The organism is Paenibacillus planticolens (assembly GCF_013141725.1).
Classification (GTDB): domain Bacteria; phylum Bacillota; class Bacilli; order Paenibacillales; family NBRC-103111; genus Paenibacillus_E; species Paenibacillus_E planticolens.
In genome coordinates this window covers 1-14,622 of record NZ_WHNZ01000027.1, presented here as the reverse complement: position 1 = coordinate 14,622, position 14,622 = coordinate 1, and the positions used below count along the sequence as shown (strand labels likewise).

Genomic DNA, 14,622 nt, shown 5'->3' with positions numbered 1-14,622 from the left:
AATCATGAGTCAAACAGGTAAAACAAAAACGGCTTGGTCGCTTTTACTTCTGCAACTGACGGCTATTGTATTCACCGGATGCATCAGCGAGGACGTTCTCCATCCGGTTACGTCCGACCCCGACGCGAAGGCGATGATTACGTTTGTGGCTGCTGAGTACAGCACGTCGACTAAGCCTTATTTTGAAAATGTGGTGAAAGAATTCGAAACGAAATATCCGAACATCAAGGTGGAGCTGCAGGTCATTAATTGGGATATTTTGGATAGCGCTTATAATACGATGATCAGCCGCAACCAGCCTCCGGATTTGCTGCTCACGAACATTTACGCCCATTTCGCAAAGGATGGACTGCTGAACAGCATGGACGATATTCTTTCGACTGAACTGAAGGATAAGTTTTATCCCTATTTGATGGACAGCGGCAGAATGCTTGGCAAGCAATACACAGTGCCCTATGTAACGACAATCAGGGAACTGTATTATAACAAAGATATTTTCAATGAGGTTGGCCTTACAGAGCCGCCGAAAACTTGGAGAGATCTGGAGGAGGATGCGCGCAAAATCAAGAATACGAAGCAAGTGGATGGCTTCGGCGTCGACTTGACGGATAATGAAATTTGGGCGTATCTTTCTTACTTTTTCTATGGTGCCGGCGGAGGTTGGATGAAGGATGGCGAGTGGGCGATCAATTCGCCTGAGAATGTGGAAGGCATCACGTTTCTAAAAAATCTTTACGAAGACGGTTTAACGGACCCGGAACCCGCGGTGACAACACGCGATGAAAAACAGCGGATTCTGGGAAACGGCAAGCTTGGGATGCTGATTTCCGGCAACTATTTTGAAGCCGTCGTTCCGCATGAGTATCCAGGGCTGAAATGGGCGAAAGGACCGATCCCGGTGAAAGAGGGACAGACGCCTCTAGTACTGGGTGTGCAGGACGTATGGATGTCTTTCAAAACCGATCACACGAACAAGGAAGCGTTGTCTAAATTTCTGGATTTTATTTATGAGGACGGGCGTTACGAAGAATTCGTTCTCCGGGAAGGATTTCTTCCTACCATTCGTACGGTAGGCAGCAAATTGGCCGCTAATGATCCATCCATGAAACAAAATTTAGACTCCATTAAAAGCGCAAAGTTTTACCCCATCAATAATCCCGCATGGTCTGCCGTTCTGAATGCAACCAGAAATATGGGGCAAACGGTTTTGCTCGGCCAGATGACGCCCAAACAAGCGCTTGACCGGCTGCAGCAGATCGCTCTCGACAAAAGCCGCTGAGGCAAGTAAATGCAAAGTGGTTGTCTCAAATGAAGTCAAGATGGATATGCGGGACTGATTCTAAACGGTAGAAAAAACTGAATAGTCGAATGTGAACGGAGCTAAGTGGCTTGTATGAGCTTAGCTTCTTTGCTTTTGGCACTGATGACCGTTTTCTTGAGTTTGCTGCAACCATGGCCCCGTGATTTTGAGGAGCAGCTTCCTCCAGATTTACTGGATCGCAAAGTTGTGGGAACTACATTTTACAACAACGTACCCAAAGACAATACTTTTTTAACTATTTACAGTCATTTAATCAATGGTTGAATACCGTGAAAATTACTATGATTAAGGTGTACGAAGGAATTGGAAATGAGTAGAAGCGGATGCTATCCAATCATGTTGGCACCGCAAAATTCTAGGGAGGTCTTTACGATGATGAAGCCAAAAAAAACAATGGCATGGGGTATGGTGCTATCGACAGTTTTACTTGCTATGACAGGCTGCGGAAGTAACAATGCGACTACGACAAGTGCGTCAGTAAAGCCGGCCGACAGTACCAAACCGGTGGAGAGCGTTAAACCTGCTGCCAGTGCTAAACCTGAAGGAACAAAGCTTGCCGGTGACTTTGAAATTCAATATTTTGTCGGCGGATACGGCGATGCGTGGTGGAAACAAGCTATCGCTGAGTTCCAAAAGCAGAATCCCGATTTGAAGATCAAGGAATCCGCAGGCGCCAAAATCAACGATCAAATGAAACCGCGCTGGCTGCAAGGGAATCCGCCTGATTTTGTTTACATCGACGGAGCGGGCTCTAACACTAGACAGATGGTAACGGATGACCAACTGATGGATATTACGGACTGGCTGAAGGATGCCAAGAACGTAGACGGAAAGAAGATTCTTGATCTCTTGATCGCTCAACCTGAGGAGTACAAACCGGGTAAAGCCTTCGCTGTTCCGCTCGTTTTCGGTTCATGGGGCACGTTCTACGACAAAGCGTTATTCAAAAGTAAAGGCTGGGAAGCGCCTGTAGACTTCCAAAGCTTCATGGATTTAGGCGAGAAAATTAAAGCAGATGGCAAAATGAGCGATTATATCCATACAGGAGTTTATCCGTACTACATCAACGGCGGATTGCTAGACCCTACGATTATTGCGATGAACAACTATGACACATCCATTTTCAAGAAAATTAATTCTCTCGAAAAGGGTGTTTGGAAGAGCGAGCCTGTGATGAAATCTCTGGATAGAATTGTGCAAATGAGAGACAAAGGGCTCATCGACAAAGGATCACCGGCTCTGAATCACACGGATTCCCAAACGCAATGGCTGCAGCATAAAGCAGCTTTCATTCCGACAGGCATTTGGGTTGAAAGCGAGATGGCGAAGGATATTCCAGCCGGATTCGAATTCGGATTCTTGCCTTCCATCGGCCAAGACAAAGGCGGCAAGTTCGTAGCGAATCCTTACACTTCCACCGTTGCCATCGCGAAGAAAGCGAAAAATCCTGAGGCGGCTAAAGCATTCATGCAATTCATTTTCACAGAAAAAGAGAGTAAATTATGGGCTGAGCTTTCCAAAGCCCCTGCTAACATCAAGGCAGATCTTGAAGGTACGAATGCACCGGCGCTAACGAAAGAAGCATCCAAATTCTATAATTCACCAAACACGGTCGTTGCGCCTGAGGTTGTTATTCCTGAGGAGCTTGTAACAGCAAGAAACAACGCAACGCTCGCTCTTACGAAAGGTGAAATTACACCGCAGCAGTGGTCAGATCGTATGGAAGAGGCTACCGATAAAATTCGTTCCAAAGAAAAAAAATAAAGAGTAACAAGTTTGGAGTGATAATAAGGGAACACTTCCGATTCCCTTATTATCATTCAGAAGCTTAGATTGGAGGCAAGTATGAAAGGAAGCAACACAACCACACCTGCCGGGATAGAGCGAAAGGCAAGCGAGAGAATCAGTACGGCGAAGATGAAGCGGAATATGTTCATTCTTTCCTTTATCCTTCCAACTTTGCTTCTATATCTCGTGTTTACCGTTTATCCGATGTTCAAGGGCATTTACCTTAGTCTATTTGATTGGTCGGGCGGTTCCGAAACGTATAACTTCATCGGCCTTGGAAATTTCAAGGATATGTTGGATGACAGTGTGATCCCAAAGACGATTCGCAACGACTATATTCTGGTCTTCGGTAAAGTCATTGGTTTTATGGTTTTGTCCATGTTCTTCGCGGTAGCACTAACGCGTTTGGGCATTCGCGGTTCAGGGTTTTACCGTATCGTTTTCTTTCTGCCTAATGTGCTTTCCGTCGTTGTCGTCGGGGTTCTCTGGCGCTATGTGTATAATCCGAACCTTGGATTTTTAAATTCTTTTATCTCCCTATTTACAAATAAAAAGTTTGATTTCGCCTGGTTAGGCGATAAATGGTCGATATTCGCCCTGCTGCCGCCTTCGATCTGGGCAGGTGTAGGTTTTACGATTCTTTTACTGGTCGCCGGTATTCTCAGCATTCCATCGTCGTTATTTGAATCCGCCGAGATTGACGGAGCGTCGCAGTGGAATCAATTCTGGTTGATTACGCTTCCCCTTTCGTGGGAACAAATCAAGACTTCCGTAGTATGGATTGTAATGACGACACTCAATGGGTCGTTCGTCATCGTAACTATAATGACCTTCGAAGGCGGAGTAGATAATGCCACCCAGGTTATGGGCTCCTATTTGTATTTGAATGCTTTCAAATTTGGCAAATTCAGTTACGCGTCTGCGATTGGCGTCCTCATTTTGGTGCTCTCTTTAATCACCACAGCAACTCTTCAGAGGCTGATGAAGAGAGAAACAATTGAATTAACGTAGAGGGGTTTTTCATATGAGTCAAGGTACCGTCAATCCTGTATTTCGGATGTTTTTCAAATTCATTCTAATCGCCTGGGCGGTATGTGTTCTTTATCCGCTCATCTGGACGATCCTCAGCGCCTTGAAAGACAACCAGCAGTTTTTCTTGGGGAAACCGTGGGATATACCGAAGCTGCCTCTGCTTTGGTCCAATTTTTCGTACGTGTGGGGGAAGTATAATTTTGGCCATAATTTTATGAATTCGCTGGTAGTAACACTTGTAAGCACGATATTCGGAGTGCTCTTATCGGCGACAACGGCTTACGTGATTGCCCGGTTTACGTTCAGAGGAAACGGCTTGCTGTACTATTCGTATCTTTCCTACATGATGATCCCAACATTTCTTGGCATCATTCCCCTGTTTTTTTTGCTGAATGATCTTCATCTGACGAACAATTTATTTGGCCTCATTTTAGTTTACATGGTCACAGCTGTGCCGTTTGCCGTATTCGTCTTGGTCAGCTTTTTCAAATCGCTGCCAAGCGAACTGGAAGAAGCCGCATCGATAGACGGTGCTTCCCACTATGGCATCTTTTTTCGGATAATGCTTCCACTTGCCAAGCCGGGATTGATGTCTGTAGCGATCATAACCGTGCTGAATATTTGGAATGAATATGTCTTTGCACTTGTGCTGATCAATGATCCAACCAAATATACGATACCGGTAGCCATTGCGGTCATGCAGGGTGAAATGCAGTACAGAACAGAGTGGGGACCACTCTTCGCAGCCCTAATTATATCTATGGGTCCGACGATTGTGTTCTATAGTATTTTCCAAAAACAAATTACAGGAGGGATAACAGCCGGAGCATTAAAAGGATGATGAGGTAGAAATTGAAGAGGAGAGTGCAGGAAGTGAAGACGCTTAAACATGCTTTTGGTTTTGCTTTTAGCCTGGTGTTCGTACTAGCGATCATATTCTTAGGCGGGACAACGACACATGCAGCAGCGGTTGGCGACATCACGAAGTTCGAGAAAACAGATGACAAGACGTTCACGATTACATCCGGTACCGATCAAGTCAAAGTTATTTTTAATCGCGACGATATGGTGCGGATCTGGCTTGGCGTAGGAGGGAAATTCCAAACGCTGGCCGGTAAAAGCTCAACCACGCCCAAAGAGCCGATCGTTGTGAAGGAAGATTTCGGCCCTGTCGCTGTGAATTGGTCCGATGAGGGCAGCTACTACAAAATCGCGACGGGCAAGTTCATTCTGCGCGCGTACAAAAGTCCGCTCAAATTCGCGATGTACAAGAGCGACAACGCAACTGTCGTATGGCAAGAGGAATCTCCGTTAAACTATAGCTCTTCCTCGACAACTCAGATGCTCGCAAGAGGAGCAGATGAATATTACTACGGCGGAGGAATGCAAAACGGATTTTTCTCGCACCGTGACAAAACGATTAAAATCGCCAAAGACTTTGGCGATTGGGGCAGCGGCACCGTCTCCAATCCGTCTCCGTTTTATTTGAGTACGGCGGGCTATGGCGTACTGCGGAACACATTCCAAGACGGTACATACAATTTCGGCAGTCCCGCACAGCTGACACACAATGAGAACCGTTTTGACGCGTATTATTTTTACGGCGAGACGATGAAAGACATTTTAAACGGCTATACGGATTTGACCGGCAAGCCGTCCCTGATTCCCAGATGGGGAATGAGTATGGGAGATGCGGATTGTTACAATACAAGCAATACTGGCGCTAACAAGCCGAATAAGCTGACGACGCCGGATGTTTTGAAAGTGGCGCAAGGTTTCCGCACCAATGATATGCCGGGCGGTTGGCTGCTGCCAAACGATGGATACGGCTGCGGGTATGTGCAGCTGCCAAGCACTGTGCAGCAGCTTCATGACTTAGGCTTTTACACAGGCCTGTGGACGCAAAACGGACTTGCGAATATTGCAACGGAAGTTGGCGTAGCCGGCACGCGATTGAACAAGCTGGATGTCGCTTGGGTCGGACCTGGCTATGATTTCGCGCTCGACGCAACGAGACAGGCTCATGATGGGGTTGAAAACAACTCGAACGACCGCGGTTTCGTCTGGTCTGTCGGCGGATGGGCAGGGACGCAGCGTTACTCCACGGTTTGGTCGGGGGACCAATCGGGGAACTGGGAATATATCCGTTTCCACATTCCTTCGATGATCGGCGCCGGGCTGTCAGGTATGACATACGCTACCGGTGATGTGGATGGAATCTTCGGCGGAAGCGCCCAGACGTATGTCCGCGATTTACAATGGAAAGCGTTTACACCGATCCTGATGAGCATGTCCGGTTGGGCTTCCGTCGATAAGCAGCCATGGCGCTATGGAGAGCCTTACACAAGCTATAACCGAGATATTTTGAAGCTTAGACAGCGCTTGACGCCTTACTTTTATACTTATTTGAATGAAGCTTATGAATCGGGAGCGCCGTTTACCAGAGGGATGGTCTACGAATTCCCGAATGATCCGAATACGAAGAACACGCTGACACAGTACCAATTCATGTCCGGGCAGTCGCTGTTGGTTGCGCCGGTCTATAAAGATACGACAGTGAGAAACGGTATTTATTTACCAAAAGGGAAATGGATCGACTACTGGACAGGGACAGAGCATTACGGTTCCAAAATGCTGGACGAATACAGCGCTCCTCTTAGCCGTGTGCCGCTTCTCGTCAAAGCCGGCGCCATTATTCCGATGTATCCGGAAGCGCTTTACGACGGTCAAGTGCCGCCGAATCCGATTACGTATGATATCTATCCTTACAAAACTTCATCTTTCACGATGTATGAGGATGATGGGGTATCAAGAGAGCACCGCAGCGGCAAATTCGCCAAAACGTTAATTACTTCGATCGCTCCAGAGACCGGAACAGGCGACTTGAAAATTCAAGTAGGACCAAGCGTTGGCGATTACAACGGCAAGCTGGCAGCGCGTACAAACCAATTCCAAATTCATATGCATGCCAAACCGGCAAGCATTTCGGTAGGCGGCTCCGCTTATACGGAGTATGCAAGCAAAACGGAATTGGCAGCTGCGGCAAGCGGCTGGTACTTCGATAGCGCGGATAAAGGCGGAATCGTTTATGTGAAAACGCCGGATATGAGAGCTGACCAAGGCTTCGAAGTGAAGGTAGCCGGATTTGCAGCGGATACGACTCCGTTGACTGACGCAACTGTCATTTCACTGCCGGAACCGGACAACGATCCGACGAAAATCCCACAAGGGGATATTGTGGCAACGGCAACAAGCACGGATGCAACTTCTCCTATTGCTAATGCACTGGATGGCAGCAATGAGACCGTCTGGAGCACCAAGCTGGATGGCAGCACTCCGCTGCCGCAGTCGATCACGCTGAACTTAGGAACGAAGTTTTCCGTGAACAAACTGAAATATTTGCCAAGACAATATTTGGGCACAGACGGCATTATTACAGCTTATAACATCTACGTGAGCACGGATGGCACGAATTTCACCAAAGTTACCAGCGGCACGTGGAATGCGGATAAGTTGGAAAAAACAGTAACCTTCACGACAGTAGAAGCGCAGTACGTGAAATTGGAAGCAACTGCCGGAGTAAATGGCTCGGCGGCTGCGGCTGAACTAAACGTGTACCGTGACGGTTCGGTGCCAACGCCGATGGCGATTCCGAAAAATCAAATGACGGCTTCGGCACTCAGCTTCCAGCCGGGCAGCGAAGCGTCCAAAGCGATTGACGGCGACATCAATTCCGTCTGGCATACAAAATGGGACGGCTCTGACAAACTGCCGCAATCCATCATTATTGATCTCGGTAAATTGCGCAATATTAGCCAATTCCGTTACGCACCTCGTACAGACGCCGGCAATGGCACGATTACAACTTATAATCTGTACGTGAGTACGAACGGAACGAACTATACGCAAATCAGCACAGGCACTTGGACCCGCAACAATTTGAAAAAGTATATCCAATTCACGCCGGTTGACGCCCGCTATGTGAAGCTGGAGGCTGTAGTGGCCGTAGGCGGATTCGCCTCAGCCTCTGAAATCGACGTGTATGAAACGCCTCAGGCGCCTCCTGTCTTAGGTGATATTTTGAAAGGCAAGCCGGCAACGGCAGACAGCTCAGATCCGCTCTATCCGGCAAGCAATGCCAACGATGGCAAAATGGATACCCTATGGTCGGCAAGTGACGCCAATCCAGGTCATGTATGGTCCGCCGATTTGGGCAAAATGTACGCGATTCAAGGACTTGAGATTTCTTTTGGACAGAGCGATAAAGTGTACAAATACAAGCTGGAAGTCCGGGAAGCGGGCAGCAGCAACTGGATTCAAGTATTAAACCGCATGAACAATACCGAAGCCGGCGAAGTGCTCAAAGATACGTTCGGCAGCCAAGGGCGATATGTGCGAATCACGATTACCGGACTGCCAGATGCGAGCACAAGAGCCAGCATCGCGGATGTGAAGCTGATCGGCTTGCCGATTATCGGAACGGCTCCAGTGACGGGCGTAACATTGGATCGTTCGACGATCACGATGAACGTGCTCGATGCGCCGGTTGCTTTAGAAGCCACAGTCATGCCTCTGAACGCAGCAAACACGACGGTTACTTGGAGCACAAGCAATCCGGCGATTGCGATGGTAGATGAGAGCGGCGTCGTATCTCCGAAAGGCGCAGGAACAGCGACGATTACGGCAACGACGGCGGATGGAGGCTTTAAAGCGAAGGTGGATGTCACGGTAACCGGGCAAACCGGTTTGGTGAAAATTCCACAGATGCAAATGACGGCAACGGCTGCGAGCTTCCAGGCCGGTAACGAACCGGGCTTGGCCCTTGACGGAGATCCAAGCACTTGGTGGCATATCAAATGGTTCAATGTTGATCCGCTGCCGCAATCGATTGTTTTGAATTTAGGTGGAACTTACAAAATCAGCAAGTTGGAATACACGCCTCGTCCGGATGCCGGCAACGGGACTATCACGGCTTACAACGTATATGTCAGTCAGGACGGCGTGCAGTATACGAAAGTGGCAAGCGGAGCGTGGCTGCAAAATAATGCGCTGAAAGATGTGAATTTTGCGCCGGTGAATGCTGCTTACTTGAAGCTTGAAGCAACGGCAGGCGCAGGCAACTTTGCTTCGGCAGCCGAGCTGAATGTCTTTAAGCTGGTTGAGGCGGCTACGCTGCAAACCATCGCGTTTGATGCAACAAGCTATGAAGTCAATAAAGGGCAATCTGCAGCAGTAAAAGTGACGGCACGGTACTCGGATGGAACGAATCAAGATGTAACAGCTGCATCCGCGTTCGAGATCGCAAATCCGCTGTTTGCCACGGTGGCGAATGGTACGATCACAGGTGTTTCCCAAGGCGAAACCGTTGTTACGGCAACGTACGGTGGGAAGCAAGCGACGGCAGCGGTAGTGGTGAAAGTGGTTGCTCCACAAAGTCCGTCTACAACGTTAACGGGAAGCTCCAGCGTGGAAAGCGGGCAGCCGGTAACCGTTACTTATGGTCTGAACAATGTGACGCAGGAGGTGTACGCGGAAGACATTACGCTTACCTACGATGCGAACTTGATGGAGTTTGTGTCGGCGGATTCACTGCTTCCGAACCTCGCAATTGTGACGACGGTGAAGGATGTACCGGGTAAACTTCGCCTAATCGCCGCCAGCCAAGGCGCAGGTCATGCAGTGACAGGCAATGCGCAATTGTTCAAGCTTACATTTAACGCGAAAGCGCTGACTGTGGCCAGTACGGCTACAATCGAAGTAACGGATACGACGCTTGGGAATGCGCAAGGTAACGAATTCAAAGCATTGAATTCCTCCTTTAGCGTTCAAATCACACCGGTTCCGGCCGGCATTCCTGGCGATGTGAACCATGACGGAAAAGTGTCAATCGGCGATTTGGGCATCATGGCTGCCAACTACGGCAAAAACTCCACAAGTCCTGATTGGGCGAGCATTAAGCACTTAGACATCAATAATGACGGACAAATCGATATCGCAGATCTGGCCTTCATTGCCTCGAAAATAATGGAATAGACAGAGAAAAGAGACCCTTAGACGATTCGTTCAAGGGTCTCCTCTATTATTTGGCTCCAAAAAAGAACATTCGATGAGGTGAAAAAATGAGAAAGACAGTAACGAAGGTATGTCTGCTAGCCTTACTTGCATTCTCGCTGCCATTCCAACCGGCTCAAGCTGCTGGTCCGGGGCCAAACCCGAAGCCAGTGGTCATTCCGAGCCTGCAAGAATGGAAGGGTGACACGGGTTCATTTACCATGGGCGATCACTCACGGATCGTCATTCCTCCTACCAGCTCCTTACAAAGAACGGCTGCTGTATTTCAAGAAGACTTGAAGGAAATTACCGGCCGTGATGTTTCCATCGTGCAATCGAATTCACCGGCCTCGGGGGATTTCTTCCTAAGCTTGAACGAGCAAAGCGACGATGCCATAGGAACGGAAGGGTACAATTTTGAAGTCGGCGATATGGTTAAAATCCGCGCCAATACGACGACCGGCGTATTCTACGGGACAAGATCAGCGCTTCAAATTCTGCAGCAGGATACCGCTAAAGCCAGCATTGTCAAAGGGGTAGCGAAGGATTATCCGAAGTACAAAGAGCGCGGTTTCATGCTTGATGTCGGCCGGAAGTTTTTTACGATGGATTTTCTGAAAGATTATGTGAAGTTCATGTCCTGGTACAAAATGAACGATTTTCAAATTCATTTGAATGATAACGAAATTTTTAAAGATAACAGCAGAGCGCATTGGGATAAATATACGGCTTTCCGATTGGAAAGCACCAAGTACCCTGAACTTACGGCCAAAGACGGTCATTATACGAAGCAGGAATTTCGTGAGCTGCAGGATATCGCCAAAGATAGAGGGATGACGATTACCCCCGAGCTGGATACGCCGAGCCATGCGCTGTCCTTCACGAAAGTTAGACCTGACTTGGTAAAAGACAGCCTTCCTGTTGACCATCTGGATATTACGCGTCCGGAGGCGGTTGAGTTTGTCAAAGATGTATGGAGCGAATATTTGGATGGCAATTGGTTCGATGCCAAAGAAATTCATTTTGGCGGTGATGAATTTGACCGGAATGATAAAACCACCGTGGAGGCTTACCGCCAGTATTTAAACACGATGAATGACCTTTTCAAAAGCAAAGGCAAGACCGCAAGAATGTGGGGCAGTTTGACGTTCTTCCCGGGCACGACTCCGGTGGACAGCGATATTACGCTGAACGGCTGGAACAATGGCTGGCAAAATCCGATCGATGCGATAAACGAAGGCCGGAAAATTATTAACACGACGGACGGCTTGCTGTATATCGTACCTAAAGCGGGCTACTACTACGACTATTTGAATACGAAGTGGCTATATGAAAACTGGGAGCCCACCTATTTCAGCGGTACGCAGAAAGTAAGTGCTGACAATCCGAGTCTGCTCGGAGGCATGTTTGCTGTATGGAACGATATGCTGGGCAAAAAAGTGAGCGCTATGGATGTGCATGATCGCGTAAAAGACGCACTGCCGACTATGGCCGAGAAAATGTGGAGAGGCCAGTCCAACGACGCGACGTACGACCAATTCCGTCAGGCTAGCGGTGCGATCGGGGATGCGCCTAATACGAACTTGCTGCATACTGTCAAAACGCAGACAGAAACCGTGCTCAGTTATCCGTTTGACGAAGGGGGCGGACAAACGGCCGGAGATCTGTCCGGCAATGGCTATAACGGTACGTTAAATGGCGTTCAATGGACGAACGGCAAGACAGGCAAGGCGGCTCTGTTCAGCCATCCCAGTGATTGGATCACGACCGGGTTGACGACGAAAGGTTTCCCGTGGACGGTTTCAGCCTGGGTGAATATGACCGCCGGCACGCAGCCGGAAGCGATTCTGCTCGAATCCGCAGACGGTGCGATCAAATTAAAGCAGAAGGAAACAGGCAAGGCCGGTTTCTCCCGCGAGGGCTTTGATTTCAGCTTCAATACGGCGATTCCGACGGGACGCTGGGTGCATGTCGCTTTAAAAGGTGATTTAAGCGGGACATCGCTGTTTGTCGATGGCGAGCTGAAAGATAAGCTGACGGAGACGACGCTGCTTCCTGCGGCAGTCATTGGCAGTACAGCGCAGGCATTCCAAGGCGCATTGGATGATTTGAAAATCGTAGACCGCGCATTGACGGGGAAAGAAATCGCGGTTGCCGCAGGCTCGCCGCCGTGGACCATAAACATAGCCGCTCGCCAGCCGGCCGTGGCTTCTTCAGAAGAAGTGAATTATTTAACGGCGAATCTGGCTTTTGATGAAGATGAGTCGAAGAACTCCCGTTGGGCGTCCAAATATACGGATAACGAATGGATTTATGTGGATCTCGGCAAAAACTACGACATCAACAAGGTAATTTTGAAATGGGAAGCCGCTTATGCCAAAGGGTATAAAATCCAAGTTTCCAGCGACGCGCAAACCTGGAAGGACGCCTACACCACGAACGCAGGCGTCGGCGGCACGGAAGTTATTAAGTTCCCAACAGAGAATGCCCGATATGTGCGCATGCTCGGGACTAAACGAGCGGGTACATACGGTTATTCCCTGTACGAGTTTGAAGTGTATCAGCCGAATCCGAATGATGATCCGGTAACTGTACCGGTTCCAATTCGCTATGAACAAACTTTCGAGAACAATCAACTTGGCGGATGGCAGCACGTGATCGGAGCAGGAACAGGCAGCATGTCAGTCGTTAGCGATTCGTCGCAAGCTAGCCGGTATGCGCTGCAGCTGACAGCAAACAATACGAGCAATGTCTTTATTGATCAGAATTCACCGGACATCAAAGACGGCGAAATTGAATATAAAGTAACGCCGACAAACACCGGAAATATACGCTCAGGCGTCGTATTCCGCTATACGAATAAAGATTCGTGGGCATCGGTCGGCTACGATAACGGCAGCTGGTACTGGGTGAACGCACAGGATAGCTACGGGCTGCTGACGAACAATACGGCAGCTAAGTTAAGCAAAGGGGTCACCTCAACGGTCAAAATCAAGTTCGAAGGACCTCTTGTGACCTTGTTCGTGAACGGTACGCAGTATTATGAAGGCAGCTTGGCATCGATTCCGAACGTCGAAGGCAAGATGGGCGCCAGAGTGTTCGGTCCTACAGTAGCGGAATATGACAACTTTAAATATCGCAATAATGTACCGGATTCGGCAGTTCCTGTAACCGGCGTTCAACTCGATAAGACGGCAGTTGCCTTGAAAGAGGGCGAGACGGCTGAACTTATCGCTACTGTGCAGCCGAATAATGCGACCAATAAGAATGTGACTTGGTCAAGCAGCAACGAAACCGTTGCGATCGTTGCGACGATTGGCGGGAAAATCGTTGTTACTGCGCTGAAGGCGGGCATCGCGAAAATCAAGGCGACAACGACAGATGGTGCCTTTACAGCGGAAAGTACGGTGACCGTTGAGGCATTGTCGGGTCCTGGAGTGCGTGTCCTGACTTATAACATTCATCATGGTGCAGGAAATGATAATATTGTAAATTTACCTCGCATTGCTGATGTAATTAAGAGTTTGAATCCGGATCTTGTTGCTTTGCAAGAGGTGGATAAAAATGTCCCAAGAAGCGGCAACGTAGATCAAGCTGCGAAATTAGCTGAGTTGACGGGAATGCATGTAACTTTTGGTAAGGCAATCGACCTGTCCGGTGGCGAATACGGATTGGCGCTCCTTTCCCGTTACCCGATTACTTCTTCGGAGAAAACATTGCTGCCAAATACCAGCGGTGGCGAGCAGCGTGCTGTGTTAACGGCGAAAATTGCGCCAACAAACGGTTTGCCTGAGTTTACGTTCTCCGGAACACATCTGGAGTGGAACCCGAAGAGCATTCAAGCAGATCAAGTAAATAAGATTGTTGAACTTTACGGTTCGACTTCTCCTTACATTTTGGCCGGTGATTTGAACGCAACTCCGGAGTCAGATACGATCAAATCTTTAACGAGCAAGTGGACAGACGCTACGGCGGGTATTACGGATTGGACCAATGAAGAGGACGGTAAGATTGACTATATTATGTATGGACAGAAAAACCAATGGCGTGTTGTTAACGCTCAAGCTATTCATGATGATGTCGCTTCCGATCACAGACCTGTTCTATCTGTTTTGGAATGGCTTGGTTCACAGCCGAGTGCTTCTGGAACAACGCTTAGCGGTACGAACTCTGTTCCCGCAGGTAGCGAGTTCACTGTTCGGTTCGGGCTGAGAAATGTGACACAGAACGTTTTTGCGCAGGATATCAAGCTGAATTATAATGCCGATGTTATGGAATTTGTCTCGGCGAAGTCGGCGAAAGACGGCATAAGCATTGTTGAGTCTAAAGATCGAGCGGGCGCGCTCCGCCTAATCATCGCGAGCCAAGGTGCCGGTCATGCCTTCACAGGCACGGCTGAATTCATCGATATCGTCTTTAAAGCGAAGAAT

At 48.6% G+C, this 14,622-nt stretch carries 6 protein-coding genes; all 6 read left to right on the top strand.

Translation table 11 applies throughout. From position 1 onward, the window contains the following. Nucleotides 1-4 precede the first annotated feature (4 nt). Entirely contained in the window at nucleotides 5-1,279 is a 1,275-nt protein-coding gene (locus tag GC097_RS14260) for an extracellular solute-binding protein (protein WP_171683972.1), read from the top strand. A 414-nt stretch (nucleotides 1,280-1,693) separates the two neighbouring features. Further along, nucleotides 1,694-3,085: an ABC transporter substrate-binding protein gene (locus GC097_RS14255; RefSeq protein ID WP_312875667.1), complete on the top strand. Its 1,392-nt coding sequence runs from the start codon at nucleotides 1,694-1,696 to the stop codon at nucleotides 3,083-3,085. An 81-nt stretch (nucleotides 3,086-3,166) separates the two neighbouring features. Beyond that, on the top strand, nucleotides 3,167-4,120 hold the full coding sequence (locus tag GC097_RS14250) for a carbohydrate ABC transporter permease (RefSeq protein WP_171683971.1): 954 nt from the start codon (nucleotides 3,167-3,169) through the stop codon (nucleotides 4,118-4,120). A 13-nt stretch (nucleotides 4,121-4,133) separates the two neighbouring features. Continuing rightward, nucleotides 4,134-4,982 carry a carbohydrate ABC transporter permease gene (locus GC097_RS14245; protein ID WP_171683970.1) on the top strand — a complete coding sequence of 283 codons (849 nt, stop codon included), beginning with the start codon at nucleotides 4,134-4,136 and terminating at the stop codon, nucleotides 4,980-4,982. 32 nt (nucleotides 4,983-5,014) lie between these two features. Continuing rightward, nucleotides 5,015-10,174, top strand: coding sequence for a discoidin domain-containing protein (locus GC097_RS14240; RefSeq protein WP_171683969.1), 5,160 nt, complete (start codon nucleotides 5,015-5,017; stop codon nucleotides 10,172-10,174). A gap of 86 nt (nucleotides 10,175-10,260) precedes the next feature. Continuing rightward, nucleotides 10,261-14,622 (top strand): family 20 glycosylhydrolase (locus GC097_RS14235; protein ID WP_171683968.1); only part of this gene is annotated, 4,362 nt, incomplete at its 3' end.

Coding starts and splice junctions, on each gene's coding strand:
- GC097_RS14260 (WP_171683972.1), top strand. CDS start 5: ATGAGTCAAACAGGTAAAACAAAAACGGCTTGGTCGCTTTTACTTCTG.
- GC097_RS14250 (WP_171683971.1), top strand. CDS start 3,167: ATGAAAGGAAGCAACACAACCACACCTGCCGGGATAGAGCGAAAGGCA.
- GC097_RS14245 (WP_171683970.1), top strand. CDS start 4,134: ATGAGTCAAGGTACCGTCAATCCTGTATTTCGGATGTTTTTCAAATTC.
- GC097_RS14255 (WP_312875667.1), top strand. CDS start 1,694: ATGATGAAGCCAAAAAAAACAATGGCATGGGGTATGGTGCTATCGACA.